A 15517-nucleotide genomic window follows, 5' to 3' on the forward strand; every position below is an offset into this window, starting at 1 on the left:
ACTTTTATTCGGCCAGACCCCGGTTTTCCAGCATCGGTTCGCTGTATGGCGCATGTCCTCGCCATTCGTTATAAAACGTTTTAAGATCCTGGCTATTTCCGCGAGACAAAATCGCCTCACGGAAACGCTGGCCATTATTTGCTGTTAGCCCGCCCTGCTCCACAAACCATTGATAGCCATCGTCGGCCAGCATTTGCGTCCAGATATAAGCGTAATACCCTGCGGCATAACCGCCGCCAAAAATATGCGCGAAATAGCTGCTGCGGTAACGCGGGGGCACCGCAGCAAGTTTGATGCGCTCTTGCTCCAGCGCGTTTGCTTCAAACTTAACCACGTCGTCAATCACACTTCCCGCAGGCAAGCTGTGCCAGTTCATATCCAGCAACGCAGCGGCGAGCAGCTCTGTCATGTCGTAGCCTTTATTAAACTGCGCTGCGCGGAATAACTTCTCTTTTAGCGCCTCTGGCATCGGTTCGCCAGTTTGATAATGGCGAGCATAGTTGGCAAATACCTGCGGCTCGCGCGCCCAGTGCTCGTTGATTTGCGAAGGGAACTCGACGAAATCGCGCGGCGTATTCGTGCCGGATAAAGTTGCGTAATGTTGGGTAGCAAACAGGCCGTGAAGGGTATGGCCGAACTCATGGAACAGCGTGACGACATCATCCCAGGAAATGAGCGCGGCTTCGCCAGATGCCGGTTTGTTGTAATTGCAGACGTTGTAAATCACCGGCGCGTTAGCAAGCAATGTGGATTGCTCAACAAAATTGCCCATCCACGCCCCGCCGCCTTTGCTGTCACGGGCAAAGAAATCGCCGTAAAACAGCGCCATACCACGACCGTCTTTATCGAAGATCTCCCACACCCGCACATCATCGTGATAAACCGGAATATCGAAACGCTCAACGAAACTGAGACCGAAAAGCTGGCTTGCTGCCCAGAAAACACCGTTGGTGAGCACATTATTCAATGCAAAATAGGGTTTGATTTGCGCTTCATCGAGATCGTATTTCGCGCGTCGTACCTGCTCAGCATAAAACGCCCAGTCCCAGGCCTCGGCTTTAAATCCACCATTTTGTGCGTCGATAACGTGCTGGATATCGGCCAGTTCCCGCTGTGCCCGCGCCGTTGCCGCAGGCACGATACCACGCATAAATTGCAGTGCAGCCTGCGGTGTTTGGGCCATCTGGTCAGCAATTTTCCATGCCGCGTAGTTATCGAACCCGAGCAATTCCGCCTGTTCTGCGCGCAGCGTTGCCAGGCGAGCGACAATAGCGCGCGTGTCGTTGCCATCATTTTGTTGTGTGCGATCCCAACCGGCTTTAAACAGTTTTTCACGCGTCTCACGGTGACTTAATGATTGCAGCGCTGGCTGCTGCGTGAAGTTAAGCAGCGCGATAACATATTTGCCGTCAAGCCCCTTCGCTTTCGCCTGTTGCGCGGCGGCGGCAATTTCCGCAGGCGTTAACCCGTCCAGTAGATTGACGTCGTCAACCACCAGCCCGGCGGCTTTATCAGCGGCATGCAGACGATTATTAAACTGGCTACTGAGCTGCGCGGCTTCTTTGTTGAGTACCTTCAGGCGTGCTTTCTTTTCTTCGCTTAACATCGCACCTGCCAGGTTAAAGCTCTGCCAGACGACTTCAACCAGACGCTGCGATTCGTCATCAAGATTTAGCGTATGACGACGTTGGTAAACGCTATCCAAACGCGCAAACAACACGGCGTTCAGACGCATTTCATCCGCCAGTTCGGCAAGTTCGGCGGCAAACTCTTCATCGAGTTGTTGCAGATAATCGTTGGTATTTGCTGAAGTCGTGGCGAAGAAAACATTCGTCACTCTTCCCAACATTTGCCCGGTTTTTTCCAGCGCCAGATAAGTATTTTCGAAAGTGGGTTCGGCGGTGTCATTGGCAATTGCGGCGATTTCTTCGCGCTTGATACGTTTGGCTTCGTCAAACGCCGGGCGATAGTGGCTGTCGTGAATGTCATCAAAATGTGGCGCCTGGTAGGGCAATAAACTGATGCGGTAAAACGGGTTAACTGACAGCATCCTGAACTCCTGATAAGACCAGCAGGAAGGTGGAAGACGCTAGCGCTTTTCCACCCTACGAAGAAAGTTAAGTGATTGTAGGGCGGATAAGCATATGCGTCATCCGCCAATCTCTAACTGGCGGCCTGATATACAGCAATAATCTCTGCGGTAATAGCCACGGCGATTTCTGCCGGGAGTTTCCCTTTCACATCGGGCAAACCCACCGGGCAGCGCAAGGTGCTCAGTTGCTGCTGCGTGATGCCTTTTCCCGCCAGTCGATACTCAAAACGCTGGCGTTTCGTGTGTGAGCCAATTAACCCCAGATAGCGGTAATCACCACGTTTCAGTATCGCTGCGGTTAATTCCAGGTCGCGCGGGTGATGGTGTGTCATCACAATAAAATAACTGTTCGCAGGTGCGGATTTCACCGCATCCAGCGGGTCTTCCGCCTGCCAGGCTTTCACTCCTGGCGGCACGGCAGTGAACATATCAGCACGTTCATCAACCCAGGTGATGTGACAAGGTAAGGTTGATAATAATGCCACCAGCGCCTGCCCGACGTGGCCTGCGCCAAAAACGACAATTTGCGGCTGCGGCTGAATCAGCGGTTCAAATAACACCGTGGTCATTCCACCGCAACACTGCCCAAGCCTGGCGCCGAGATTAAAATGTTCGGTATGCGGAGCGGTGTTTTGCTTCTCCAGCATGTCACGGGCCATGGCGATGCACTGGTATTCGAGATGCCCGCCGCCGATGGTCAGATAAGTGTGTTCGCGGCCAACGATCATTTTGGTGCCGCAATTTCTCGGCACCGAGCCTTTGTCCGTCAGCAACGTCAGCAACACACACGGTTCACGGCGTTCATGTAACTGCATCAGAATGCGGATCCATTCATCGTTCATGGTGCCTCCTGACAACCCCAGAACACGCGCTCCGGTGTGGCGGGCGCGTCTAATAACGGGTGTTTCTGGTAATTCGTCACACTGCCGACGGCATCCTGCAAGGCACACCACACCGATATTCCCAGCATAAATGGCGGTTCGCCAACGGCTTTGGAACGGTAAACGGTGTGCTGCGGGTTAGCGTGATTTTCCAGCAGATTCACCCGCAGATCGCATGGCACATCGCTAATCGCCGGGATTTTGTAGCTCATCGGGCTGTCGGTCAGCAGCCGCCCTTTTTCATCCCACACCAGCTCTTCGCAGGTCAGCCAGCCCGCGCCTTGCACAAAGCCGCCTTCGATTTGCCCGATATCCAGCGCCGGGTTTAGTGAACGCCCTACGTCATGCAGAATATCCGTGCGCAGCAGGCGATATTCCCCGGTCAGCGTGTCGATAATCACTTCCGAGCACGCCGCTCCGTATGAGAAGTAATAGAACGGTTGTCCGCGTCCGGCGGCGCGATCGTAATGAATTCCCGGCACTTTGTAGAAACCCGTCGCCGAAAGCGGCACCTGGTTAAGCCACGCCAGGTGAGCAATTTCGTTGAATGTGAAATGTCGCCCTGCCGCTTTCACTACGCCGTTGCGAAATTCTACGTGTTCCGCTTCACAATGGTGTAAACGGCAAAGCATCTCCACCAGCCGTTCTTTAATGGTGAGTGCCGCAATTTCCGCCGCTTTACCGTTAAGATCGGCACCGGATGACGCCGCGGTCGGTGAAGTATTAGGGACTTTGCCCGTATTCGTTGCCGTGACCTGAATCTGCTCGACAGGAATTTGCAGCACCTGCGCGACGACTTGCGCCACTTTGGTGTTCAGGCCCTGTCCCATCTCCGTGCCGCCATGGTTAAGCTGCACGGTGCCATCGGTGTAAATCAGCAGTAACGCGCCCGCCTGATTCAGGAAACTGGAGGTAAACGAGATACCGAATTTCACCGGGGTCAGGGCGAGTCCGCGTTTGAGTACCGGGCTGTGGCGATTAAATTCACCGATTTGCGCACGACGGTTCTGATAATCTGCGCTCACCTCAAGCTGACGAGTTATTTCCGGCATAATGTTGTGTTCAACAGTTTGGTGGTAGTGCGTCACGTTGCGTTCGGTGTCGCCATAGTAATTGCGTTTGCGCACATCCAGCGGGTCCAAGCCCAGGTCGCGGGCAATGTGATCCATAATCTGTTCGATGGCGACCATACCCTGCGGCCCGCCAAAACCACGATACGCCGTATTCGACGCCAGATTTGTGCGGCAGCGATAACCCGTGACACGCGCATCACCGAGGTAATAGGCGTTATCGGCGTGAAACATCGCCCGATCGCAGATCGATCCTGAGAGATCCAGCGAATAACCGCAGTTAGCCGCCAGATCGATGACTACGCCATTGAGCATCCCTTCATCCGTAAAACCAACATCGTAGCGGACAAAAAACGGATGCCGTTTACCGGTGATGCGCATATCGTCACGCCTTGATAAGCGCATTTTTGCCGGTTTTCCGGTCAATGCCGCCACCAGGGCAGCATGGCAGGCGATGCCCGCAGCCTGCGTTTCTTTGCCGCCGAATCCCCCGCCCATGCGGCGCATATCCACCGTGACTTTATTCATAGTGACGCCCAGTACCGAGGCCACCAGCTTTTGTACTTCGGTCGGATGTTGAGTGGACGACCACACCGTCACGCTACCGTCTTCACCGGGCTGTACGACGGCGATTTGCCCTTCGAGGTAAAAATGCTCCTGGCCACCAATATGAAACTGCCCCTGAAGTCGATGCGTAGCCGTTGCCAGCGCGGAGTCTGCGTCACCACGTTGATGAACGTGCGGCTCTTGCACATACAGCTCGCGGCGCAATGCTTCTTCGACATCCAGCACGGGTTCAAGCAACTCATATTCAATCACCGCCTTGAGCGCCGCTGCGCGTGCGGCGTCGGGTGTTTGCGCCGCGACGGTTAATACAATCTGGCCGTGGTATTCCACCCGGTCGCGGGCAAACAGCGGGTCGCCCGGTGCCAGCGGGCCGATATCCAGCTCGCCAGGGACATCCTTCCAGCTGAAAACTCGCTCAACACCTGGCACCGAATAACACGCGGACGTGTCGATGTTTAAAATTTTCGCATGAGCGTGTTGGCTGAGAACCGGGCAAAGATGCAACATGCCCGGCAAGGTGAGTTTGTCGTCGATATATTCCGCTTTGCCGCTGACGTGTTTATCCGCACTTTCATGTTTCAGGCTTTTGCCCGCGCCGCCGTTCATTTCACGGGTAAATTGTTCTATTAAAGCCTGTTCTGACAGACGCACCGGGTTAGTTGACATAAGCGTTTACCTCCAGCGCATCGCTTGGTTCGTTGTGTTGCAAAACCAGGCGTGTTAACAGATTCTGCGCAACTTTCAGACGGTAAATGCCTGAGCCCCGGAAATCGGTTAACGGTTGGAAATCATTGGCCAGCGCTTCGCGGGCCAGCCCGACCGTCCGCTCATTTAAGGGTTGTCCGATAAACGCCTGCTCGGCACTTTTCGCCCGCGCCGGAACCGCCGCCATGCCCCCAAATGCCAGTTTTGCGGACTCCACAATTCCGTCTTTGACATGCAGATTAAATGCGCCAAATACCGTCGAAATATCGTCATCCATGCGTTTAGAAATCTTCCATGCGTTAAACGTCGGCGATATCGCTTCGCGTTCAATCACCACCTCGCTGATAAATTCACCCGGCTGCAAAGCAGTTTTGCGGTAGCTCAGGAAGAACTCATCGAGCGGCAGAACGCGGGTCACCTCGCCACAGCGCAGTTCAAGGCTGGCTCCCAACGCCAGTAACATGGGCGCGCCATCACCGATGGGCGAGGCATTCGCCAGGTTCCCGGCAAGCGTCGCGTGGTTGCGAATTTGCGGCGAGGCAAAACGTTCTAATACGCGTGCAAACGCCGGGGCCAGCGGCTGCAAGACCTGCTCACACCTCTGTAACGTCACCATCGCCCCCAGTCGGATCTGATTTTCGCTGACGGTAATGACTTTAAGTTCTTCGACCTGATTAAGGCTGATGATCAGCGGTAACGTCTGGTATTGCTGGGTAATTGTCAGCGCCAGATCGGTGCCACCCGCCAGCAGACGAGCCTGCGGGTTTTGCTGATAAAGCTCGGCCAGTTGCGCCTCGCTTTTCGGTAACAGGCAGCGGTTAGATTTGCGTAGCTCGCCCATCTGCGCTTGTTGTAGAGATTTCAGGCGTGTCACCGTTTGCGGTTCATCCCGGCTGAACTGATCCTGCTCAGATCCGGCACTTTTTTGCATCGCCTCGATAATCGGACGATAACCGGTGCAACGGCACAGATTCCCGGCAAGATGTTTTTCAATCTCATGGCGCTGCGAGTGGCTCCTGGCTTTGTGCAGCGCGAAGCCGGACATCACAAAACCCGGGGTGCAAAAACCGCATTGTGATGCATGGCAGTCCGCCATCGCCTGTTGGACCGGATGCAGTTTGTCGCCTTGCGCTAAATCTTCGACCGTCAGCAACTGCTTGCCATCCAACTGGCTGATGAGCGTGATGCAGCCGTTGGCCGTGTCATAGCGCATTTTCTCGCCATCGATTTGCCCAAGCACCACAGTGCACGCGCCACAATCGCCCGACGCGCACCCTTCTTTGCTGCCGCAGCGATGTTCGCTCCCCCGCAGCCAGTTCAATACCGTGGTATTTGGATCAACATCGTCGAGCGTTTTTAAGGTTTGATTGAGCAAAAATTGAATCATGCCGCGACCTCCAGCGTGTCTCGCGTCCACACGCATTTACCGTTGACCCAGGTATGCCAGATGTTGCGATCGTCGCCCAGCGTCATCAGCACGAACAGTTTTTCGAAAATGTCGCGGCTATTGGCATGGCGCATTTTCTGTAGCGGCGATACCGCTAAGTCGAGCACCACGAAATCCGCTTCTTTGCCGGGTAAGAAATTGCCAATCTTATCGTCAAGATCTAACGCGTGAGCGCCGCCTAACGTGGCATGATAAAACGCTTCGCTTGCGCACAATCTGTAGCCTTGCAACTGTGCGACTTTGTACGCCTCCGCCAGGGTTTGCAGCATATTAAAGGTGGTGCCTGCGCCCACATCGGTGCCAATCCCCATGCGGATCCCGCGCTCGTGGCACTGTTTTAAGTTAAACAGGCCGCTCCCCAGAAACAGGTTTGAGGTCGGGCAAAAGGCAATGGCCGATTCGGTGCGGTGCAGGCAATCCCACTCGCAATCCTGCAGATGAATGGCGTGGGCAAAGACGCTACGTTTCCCGGTCAGTTTGTAGTGGTGATACACCCCAAGATAGCTTTCGGACTCGGGCCACAGGCTTTTCACCCATTCCACTTCCGCGCTATTTTCACTCAGATGGGTGTGGAGCCAGGTATCGGGGAATTCTTCGCGCAGCGCTTGCACGGCGGCGAGCAATTCAGGTGAAGAGGTAGGCGCAAAACGTGGGGTTAACGCGTAATTCAGACGCCCCTTTTTATGCCAGCGTTGAATGAGTTCGCGGGTCTGCGTGTAGCTTTGTTCCGGTGTTTCAGTCAGATAATCCGGCGCGTTGCGATCCATCATCACTTTCCCGGCAATCATGCGCATTGAGAGGTGCTCCGCCGCACTGAACAGAGCCTCTACCGATTGCGGATGCACAGTGCCAAACACTAATGCCGTGGTGGTGCCGTTGCTCAGTAGCTGGCTGAGGAAAAATGCCGACATTTTCGCGGCGTGCGAGCTGTCCTGGTACTGACTTTCCACCGGGAAAGTGTAGGTCTGGAGCCATTCAAGGAGCTGTTCGCCATATGCGCCAATCATTTCGGTTTGCGGATAATGCAGATGCGTATCAACGAAACCTGGCAGGATCAGTTTGCCGCGATAATCGACATAGTCATTTTCGCCGCGTAGATGGAGACACCCTTCTTCCCACGGCAGCAACGCGACGATAATGCCGTCGTTAAGAAATAACAGCCCATCTTCGTGATGACGAGCGTTTGCCAGTAATTCATCCGGGCGGGTTCCGGTTTGGGTGATGTCGAAAAACTGACCGCGCAATGCTTGCGTGTAATTAACTGTCATCGCTGTACCTGTAATGGGTTTGTGAAGAATGAGTTAACTATTGCAATGTTGATGCCATGTTGCCGTTTGGCTTTAATCAGTTTGATAACAGTAGCTTAGATTACATTTTTGGTAGTTGCGCAACATTTGCGCAACTTTAAGGTATGCAACCGGTTGCTATTTATCGCAATCGGTTGCCTTTCCCCTTTGCGGACGGAGTTCTCGGGAATGGCGAAAAAATCTGCGCGATGCTGGTGCAGCGCGAAACCCTTGCTGCACCAGCATTGCGCAAGGTCTACCATACTAAAGTTCAATTATCGAAAATAGCGTTCGCGTGCTAAGGTATTACGACATAAAAAGCGTTGAGGAACAGTGAGATGATTATTCTGGTAACCGGCGCCACCGCCGGATTTGGTGAGAGCATTACCCGTCGTTTCGTCCAGCAAGGCCATAAAGTGATTGCTACCGGCCGCCGTCTGGAGCGCCTGCAAGAGCTGAAAGACGAACTGGGTGATAGCATCATTACGCTGCAACTTGATGTACGTAATCGCGCGGCTATCGAGCAAGCGATGGAACAACTGCCTGCCGAGTGGCGCAATATTGACGTGCTGGTGAATAACGCGGGCCTGGCGTTGGGTATGGAACCTGCTCATAAAGCTGACGCGGATGACTGGGAAACGATGATCGACACCAACAATAAAGGTCTGGTGTATATGACTCGCGCCGTGCTGCCAGGTATGGTGGAGCGTAATCGTGGTCACATTATCAATATCGGTTCGACTGCGGGAAGCTGGCCGTACGCAGGTGGTAACGTTTATGGCGCAACCAAGGCGTTTGTGCGCCAGTTCAGCCTGAATCTGCGTGCAGATCTGCATAAGACGGCTATTCGCGTAACGGATATTGAGCCGGGTCTGGTTGGCGGAACTGAGTTCTCAAACGTGCGTTTCAAAGGTGACGACGGCAAAGTCGAGAAAACCTACGAGAATGCCAATGCGCTGACGCCTGAAGATGTGACTGAAGCCGTTTGGTGGGTCGCGACATTACCGAAACACGTCAACATCAACACCCTTGAAATGATGCCTGTTAGCCAGTCGTTTGCGGGGCTTAGCGTTCACCGCGAAGGTTAATCGCCTTGCCCATATCTGGAGGTTTTCAGGTATGGGCGACCGTGCAAATAAATGTTAAATTTGCACGGTTCTTCAACGATAAGAAAAAAAACCATGTTACCGTCAACTTTGCTCAACCCCACTCAGCCTGTAAACCAACAAATCTACCGCATTTTGCGCCGTGATATTGTTCGTTGCCTGATTCCGCCTGGTACTCCGCTTTCTGAAAAAGAAGTGTCGATTCGCTTTGAAGTATCGCGCCAGCCGGTGCGTGAAGCCTTTATTAAACTGGCTGAAACGGGACTGGTGCAAATCCGCCCGCAGCGTGGTACGTATGTGAATAAGATTTCGGTCAGCCAGGTGAAGAACGGCTGTTTTGTGCGTGAAGCGATTGAACGTGCGGTGGCAAAACGTGCCGCGAGTATGGCGACGGATGAACATCTCTATATGCTTGAACAGTTGCTCAATCAGCAACGCACGGCCATTGACCGTAACCAACTGGATGATTTTTTCCAGTTAGATGACGAATTCCATGAGCAGTTAGCATTAGTAGCGGATTGCCGCCTGGCGTGGGAAACGGTCGAGAATATTAAAGCGACAATGGACAGGGTGCGCTATATGAGCCTTGAACACGTCTCTCCCCCAGAAATGTTACTCTCTCAGCATTACGATATTTTTGAAGCCCTGAAGCAGCATGACGAAAACGGCGTGGATCAGGCAATGCATCGCCATCTGCATGAGATAAGTCAGTCAATTTTGTTGATTCGTAACGAGAAGCGCGACTGGTTTACTGAAGAGTAAGTTTGAAATACTGCGCGTGAAGACTTGCATTCGTAGGTCGGATAAGCGCAGCGCCATCCGACATTTTCATCTGTAACAACAGCGTAAACGGTGGATGTCGCTCGCGCTAATCCACCCTACGAAACTACAAATTTAGAACTTAGCGACTGTCGCTTTCGCGCCGTTTTCACGCAGCGCCAGGTAAGATTCAATCACCTGATTAACGAATTTCGCATTCGCAGGCAGGTCTTCACCAAAGATAGTTTTCAGCCCTAACAGAGCCTTAACGCGGGTTTCCCCTTCTTTGCTGGCAGCAACCGCTTGCTGGATAGCAGGCAATAATGGGTCACTCACTTCGATAGCCGCGCCCTGCTCGTCCACACCACCGACATAACGCATCCAACCTGCAACGCCCAGCGCCAGCAGATTAAATTCGCTGCCGTTTGCCAGGTGCCAACGAATGGAGTCTAACCAACGCTGTGGCAATTTCTGGCTGCCGTCCATCGCGATTTGCCAGGTACGGTGACGCAGTGCCGGGTTGGTGTAACGCGCAATCAGTGAATCGGCATATTTTGCCAGGTCAACGCCCTGCACTTTCAAGGTTGGCGCTTGTTCCTGCAACATCAATCCATGTGCGGTACGACGGTAATTCTCATCCTGCATGCACTCAGAAATATGCTGATAGCCCGCCAGATAGCCGAGGTATGCAAGGAATGAATGGCTACCGTTGAGCATACGCAATTTCATTTCTTCGTATGGCAGAACGTCTTTCACCAATTCCGCACCGGCTTTTTCCCACTCTGGGCGACCAGCCACAAAGTTGTCTTCGATAACCCACTGGCGGAACGGTTCACATGCCACAGCAGCAGGGTCAGCAACGCCGGTTGCCTGAGCCACTTGTTCCAGAGTTTCAGCAGTAACGGCTGGCACAATGCGGTCAACCATAGTGGATGGGAATGTTACATTCGCTTTGATCCACTCCGCCAGTTCCGGATTAATCGCCTGCGCGTACGCGGTAATAACATTGCGTGTGACGTGGCCGTTTTCCGGCATGTTGTCGCAGGACATCACGCTAAATGCTGGCAGACCAGCGGCTTTACGACGCGCCAGGGCTTCAACAATCACGCCCGGTGCAGATTTTGGCTGTTGCGGATTTGCGATGTCGTGTGCAATGAATGGGTGATCCAGCAAGATGGTGCCGGTTGCCGGAGTATGGCAATAGCCTTTTTCCGTCACGGTCAGGGAGACAATCGCCACTTCAGGTTGCGTCATGGCGGTGAACACGGCTTCCAGGCCATCGACCTGAGCGTGAATGGCGTTTTTCACCACACCCACCACCCGGCAATGCCATGCGTCGGCAGACATTTCTGCCACGCTATAAAGGTTGTCTTGCTGTTTTAAATCAGCAATTTGCTGCTCGCCACCAATCAGGTTAACTTCACAGTAACCCCAGTCGCTACCGTGATCGCTTGCCAGGATGTCAGCGTAAACTGCCTGATGAGCGCGATGGAAGGCGCCAAAACCAAGATGAACGATGCGTGATACCAGTTTGCTACGGTCGTATTGAGGGACAATAGCTTTTGCAGATAAGAGCTTGTTTTCCATTTTGAAACTCGCTGTTTAGTAGCTGTGTAGTAACTTGGGGACCGCCACAGACTACCTGCTATGGTAGTCTGCATATTGATTTGCATTAAAGTTTTGTGCATTTGGTATGACACGAAATCAAAGGTGTATAACAACTCACACTTTAGAGTTTAAACATGCAATCCCTTTACCACTCGTGTAGCTTGCGCAGGTTCCGCAGCATCCTCTAACAAGCTCAAATCACGGTCTTTCACCTCAGGCATTAGCACCGCTGACAGCAACCCAACAATCGAATAAGAAATCATCATCACCACAATTGGCCACCAGGAATCAGTCATGTTGACAAATATCCCCGCCAGCACAGGGCCAAAGCCTACTGCAACTAGCCCACCAGCTTCTTTAGAAATGGCCATGCGGGTGAAACGGTTACGCGCTCCGAACATTTCCGCCATGGTGATATTTTCCAGGGCAAATAACCCGAGTACCGCCACGTTATGAATAATAATGATGGAGGCCATAATCACATTCACGCTATTACTTTTATCCATAATCATCGACAACATCGGGTATGCGAGAATAATCGATGAAATACTGACAATAATATATGGAATGCGACGACCTATTTTATCTGAGAGCCAGCCAAGGAAAGGAATAGTGATGAAGCCAATGACAGAGCTAATCATCAGCGCATCCGTCGGCACGCTTTTTTCAAATAGCAGGGTTTGCACTAAATAACCCGCAAGGAAGGTCTGAATTAGCCCCGAATTACCGGCTTGCCCAAAACGTAATCCTGTTGCTAACCAAAATGATTTACTGGTGAACATCGCCCCCAGCGAATGAGTATTATCAGCAGCATGCTGCTTTCCAACCGTGGCTGGCGCTTCATCATTCACTTTTTCAAATACCGGGCTTTCTTTGAGGTTCAGACGTAACCAGATGGCAAAAATCATCACGACGACACTTGCGAGGAACGGGACACGCCAGCCCCAAGCTAACAACTCTTCTTTCGAGAGCACAAAGAACATCACCGCCCAGATCGCCGTAGCGGAAAGTGTGCCACAGTTTGTCCCCATAGCTACCAGAGAAGAAATAACACCGCGCTTACCTTTAGGCGCATATTCAGCCAACATAGTACCGGCACCGGATATTTCAGCACCTGCGCCAAGGCCCTGAATAATACGTAGTAGAACCAGCAATAATGGGGCGAAAATACCTATTTGCGCGTACGTTGGTAATACACCAATTAATGTGGTGCAAATTCCCATCATGGTAATTGTGATAAATAATACTTTCTTACGACCAATGGTGTCACCCATTCGGCCAAAGAAAAAGGCACCGGCAATACGCGCAATATAACCTGCGCCGTAGGTTCCCATCGCCAGAATCAAAGCCATAGCAGCAGATTGTTCCGGGAAAAAAATCTCATGGAATACCAATGCGGCACCGAGGGAATATAACTGGAAATCCATAAATTCCAGCGCTGTTCCTAACCAACCGGAAACGGCGGCTTTAACCAAATCACTGGTACTTCTTTCAGGTTGGGTATTATCAAGTTTAGTTATTGTATTCATTATTATGTTCTCTGCTATTTGTCGTTGTAGGTACAGCAAATATAAGGGTACAGAGGTTGTGACTTAGAATTTCAATAAGACCTTGCAACACTGCTTCTGGTCTTTCTCGAAGAGTTCCATTGCATCAAGCACCTGCGTATAAGGGAATTGATGAGTGATCAGTTTTTCTGGCTGAATTTTGCGCTCTGTCATCCAGCTAATCACCAGCGGGAACCGGTTGCTATTCAGACGAGAGCTGAAAATAGTTAACTCTTTGCTGGTAATCGCCTGCTGGCTAATGACACACGCTTCTGATGAAAACCCCATAATCCCGATACGTGCAGCAGGTGATGCAAGGCTTATGGCTTCCGGTAAAATTGACGGGTGGCAGGCGGCATCAATGATCAGCGTCGGGCGAATTCCAAGCGCGTCCAGTTCGGTTTTTAAATCACTGTTCGCGTTGTTAATCACGCGATCGGCACCGTTTGCTTTCGCCATGGAGAGGCGTTCGTCAATGCGGTCTGCGACGATAATTTCTTTCACGCCGTATACTCCGCGTAAAACCTGAATAGATGTCAGCCCCATCGGCCCTGCACCATAGATAAGCACCGTATCCAATGGGCCTGGTTTCATCTGAGAGCATATATTTGCCGCAATGGTAAACGGTTCAACCATCGTCGCTTCGTTATCGGGAATAGAGTCCGGCACGACGTGCGCGTTTTTCGCCGGTAGCGTGACGTACTCACTAAATCCACCGTCGCGATGCACCCCAATGACCTGAAGTTCCGCACATACATTTGGCCGCCCTACCGCGCACGGATAACAATGACCGCAACTGACGACCGGGTCACCGACCACACGTTCACCGATGCGTGATTTTTCAACACCTTCACCGACCGCATCAATGAGGCCGAAAAACTCATGCCCAATAACGCGAGGATATTTGGCAAAAGGATTATGACCGCGATAAATGTGTACATCAGAGCCACAAATACCAGCGCATGTCACCCGTATTCTGACTTCCCCCGGTAGCGGTTGTGGGGCTGAACGTTCTTCAATTACCAATTTTTCGGGCTGCTGTATGGTTACGCTTTTCATATTTTCTTCCTTACCAATTCCACAAAGTGCCATCTTCAAGGCGGGCCACCGGCAGATACGCAGGTTCGTAGGGGTATTTCGCGGCCAGTTTTTCATCGAACTCAATGCCAATACCGGGTTTATCACCGGGGTGCATGAATCCATTATCAAACGTCCAGTTATGCGGGAATACTTCCAGCATTTGCTCGGAGTAGCCCATGTATTCTTGCACGCCAAAGTTCGGCACCCAGAGGTCAAAATGCAGCGCGGCGGCCATACAAACTGGAGACAGGTCGGACGGGCCGTGTGAGCCGGTTCGCACCTGGTATAACGAGGCGAAATCCGCAATGCGGCGCATGCCGGTGATGCCACCCGCGTGAGTAATCGTGGTGCGGATATAGTCGATTAGCTGCTCTTCGATAAGCTGTTTGCAATCCCAGATGCTATTAAAGACTTCGCCGACGGCAATCGGGGTTACGGTGTGCTGGCGAATCAGACGGAAGCATTCCTGGTTTTCGGCAGGCGTCGGGTCTTCCATCCAGAACAGGCGGTGATCCTCGATGCTTTTACCAAAACGCGCGGCTTCGATTGGCGTCAGACGATGGTGCATGTCGTGTAGCAAATGTTCGTCGAAGCCAAACTTATTGCGCACGGCCTCGAATAATTTGGGGGTGAAATCGAGATATTTTTCCGTTGACCATAACTGCTCCTCGGGCCAGTCACCTTTGGTTGCGGGTTCGTACGCCAGCCCTTTGCCTTTTGCCATACCGTAGGTGGTTTTCATGCCCGGCACGCCGCACTGCACACGTATCGCTTTAAAACCCTGCTCTTTATGCCGGGCGTAGTCTTCCAGCACATCATCAATGGAATGACCGGTGGTGTGGCAGTAAACCATCACGCCTTCGCGGGAGGCTCCGCCCAACAATTGATACAGCGGCATGTTGGCGGCTTTCGCTTTAATGTCCCACAACGCGACGTCGACCGCAGAAATCGCCGACATCGTCACCGGCCCACGGCGCCAGTAAGCACCTTTGTAGAAGAACTGCCAGATATCTTCGATACGGTGCGCATCACGCCCCACCAGTTGCGGGCAAACGTGGTCTTTCAGATACGACGCAACCGACAATTCGCGGCCATTTAAGGTGGCATCGCCCAGTCCGGTGATCCCATCGTCTGTCGTAATTTTCAGCGTGACAAAGTTCCGTCCAGGACACGTCACAAACACTTCTGCTTTTACAATTTTCATTCAGGTTCCCTTACTACACATCAGATAATGGGTGTTCAATGAGTGTGAAATTAACCCTCAAAATACTACCATACAAGTATGTAGATCGAATTTTGACGGACTGAGTCACAATTATTTTGTGACTCTTGCAAGGGGTTACATCAGAGGAGTTAAGGGAAGTGAATG

General features: G+C 52.3%; 11 protein-coding genes. 2 read left to right on the plus strand and 9 right to left on the minus strand.

The window, feature by feature from the left end; all coding sequences use genetic code 11:
* Positions 1-4: 4 nt before the first annotated feature.
* From dcp to guaD, 5 genes are all read right to left on the minus strand, one after another.
* Positions 5-2050 carry a peptidyl-dipeptidase Dcp gene (gene dcp, locus GBAG_RS10330; protein ID WP_034495735.1) on the minus strand — a complete coding sequence of 682 codons (2046 nt, stop codon included), beginning with the start codon at positions 2048-2050 and terminating at the stop codon, positions 5-7.
* A gap of 113 nt (positions 2051-2163) precedes the next feature.
* A complete protein-coding gene (gene xdhC / locus GBAG_RS10335; protein ID WP_034495737.1) occupies positions 2164-2934 on the minus strand; it encodes a xanthine dehydrogenase accessory protein XdhC in 771 nt (256 codons plus the stop codon).
* Positions 2931-5276 carry a xanthine dehydrogenase molybdopterin binding subunit gene (xdhB, locus tag GBAG_RS10340; RefSeq protein WP_034495738.1) on the minus strand — a complete coding sequence of 782 codons (2346 nt, stop codon included), beginning with the start codon at positions 5274-5276 and terminating at the stop codon, positions 2931-2933. The genes xdhC and xdhB overlap by 4 nt, the downstream gene beginning before the upstream one ends.
* Positions 5266-6702, minus strand: a complete 1437-nt coding sequence (gene xdhA / locus GBAG_RS10345; RefSeq protein ID WP_034495739.1) for a xanthine dehydrogenase small subunit — start codon at positions 6700-6702, stop codon at positions 5266-5268. Before xdhA ends, xdhB begins: the two co-directional genes overlap by 11 nt.
* The gene (gene guaD, locus GBAG_RS10350; protein ID WP_034495740.1) at positions 6699-8030 is read right to left on the minus strand and encodes a guanine deaminase; all 1332 of its coding nucleotides are present in this window, start codon (positions 8028-8030) and stop codon (positions 6699-6701) included. Before guaD ends, xdhA begins: the two co-directional genes overlap by 4 nt.
* 356 nt (positions 8031-8386) lie before the next feature.
* Here guaD and ydfG point away from each other — a divergent pair, with 356 nt between their 5' ends.
* Together ydfG and GBAG_RS10360 are read left to right on the plus strand one after the other, a co-directional pair.
* Entirely contained in the window at positions 8387-9136 is a 750-nt protein-coding gene (gene ydfG / locus GBAG_RS10355) for a bifunctional NADP-dependent 3-hydroxy acid dehydrogenase/3-hydroxypropionate dehydrogenase YdfG (protein ID WP_034495742.1), read from the plus strand.
* Positions 9137-9229: 93 nt separating this feature from the next.
* Positions 9230-9916, plus strand: a complete 687-nt coding sequence (locus GBAG_RS10360) for a GntR family transcriptional regulator (RefSeq protein WP_034495743.1) — start codon at positions 9230-9232, stop codon at positions 9914-9916.
* Between the two features lie 132 nt (positions 9917-10048).
* Here the strand turns inward: GBAG_RS10360 and GBAG_RS10365 are convergent, their stop codons facing one another.
* The 4 genes from GBAG_RS10365 to rspA all read right to left on the minus strand — a co-directional run bounded on the left by GBAG_RS10365 (position 10049) and on the right by rspA (position 15352).
* Complete coding sequence (locus GBAG_RS10365) at positions 10049-11500, minus strand: mannitol dehydrogenase family protein (protein ID WP_034495744.1); 1452 nt, start codon at positions 11498-11500, stop codon at positions 10049-10051.
* A gap of 149 nt (positions 11501-11649) precedes the next feature.
* The gene (locus GBAG_RS10370) at positions 11650-13050 is read right to left on the minus strand and encodes an MFS transporter (RefSeq protein ID WP_034495745.1); all 1401 of its coding nucleotides are present in this window, start codon (positions 13048-13050) and stop codon (positions 11650-11652) included.
* Positions 13051-13113: 63 nt separating this feature from the next.
* Positions 13114-14127, minus strand: coding sequence for a Zn-dependent oxidoreductase (locus GBAG_RS10375; RefSeq protein WP_034495746.1), 1014 nt, complete (start codon positions 14125-14127; stop codon positions 13114-13116).
* A gap of 10 nt (positions 14128-14137) precedes the next feature.
* A complete protein-coding gene (rspA, locus tag GBAG_RS10380) occupies positions 14138-15352 on the minus strand; it encodes a starvation-sensing protein RspA (protein ID WP_034495747.1) in 1215 nt (404 codons plus the stop codon).
* Between the last annotated feature and the right edge of the window lie 165 nt (positions 15353-15517).

Source organism: Buttiauxella agrestis ATCC 33320 (assembly GCF_000735355.1).
Classification (GTDB): Bacteria; Pseudomonadota; Gammaproteobacteria; order Enterobacterales; family Enterobacteriaceae; genus Buttiauxella; species Buttiauxella agrestis.

Excerpts from the sequence above, each read along its gene's own strand:
- dcp (WP_034495735.1), bottom strand. The coding sequence starts at position 2,050 with ATGCTGTCAGTTAACCCGTTTTACCGCATCAGTTTATTGCCCTACCAG.
- xdhC (WP_034495737.1), bottom strand. The coding sequence starts at position 2,934 with ATGAACGATGAATGGATCCGCATTCTGATGCAGTTACATGAACGCCGT.
- xdhB (WP_034495738.1), bottom strand. The coding sequence starts at position 5,276 with ATGTCAACTAACCCGGTGCGTCTGTCAGAACAGGCTTTAATAGAACAA.
- xdhA (WP_034495739.1), bottom strand. The coding sequence starts at position 6,702 with ATGATTCAATTTTTGCTCAATCAAACCTTAAAAACGCTCGACGATGTT.
- guaD (WP_034495740.1), bottom strand. The coding sequence starts at position 8,030 with ATGACAGTTAATTACACGCAAGCATTGCGCGGTCAGTTTTTCGACATC.
- ydfG (WP_034495742.1), top strand. The coding sequence starts at position 8,387 with ATGATTATTCTGGTAACCGGCGCCACCGCCGGATTTGGTGAGAGCATT.
- GBAG_RS10360 (WP_034495743.1), top strand. The coding sequence starts at position 9,230 with ATGTTACCGTCAACTTTGCTCAACCCCACTCAGCCTGTAAACCAACAA.
- GBAG_RS10365 (WP_034495744.1), bottom strand. The coding sequence starts at position 11,500 with ATGGAAAACAAGCTCTTATCTGCAAAAGCTATTGTCCCTCAATACGAC.
- GBAG_RS10370 (WP_034495745.1), bottom strand. The coding sequence starts at position 13,050 with ATGAATACAATAACTAAACTTGATAATACCCAACCTGAAAGAAGTACC.
- GBAG_RS10375 (WP_034495746.1), bottom strand. The coding sequence starts at position 14,127 with ATGAAAAGCGTAACCATACAGCAGCCCGAAAAATTGGTAATTGAAGAA.
- rspA (WP_034495747.1), bottom strand. The coding sequence starts at position 15,352 with ATGAAAATTGTAAAAGCAGAAGTGTTTGTGACGTGTCCTGGACGGAAC.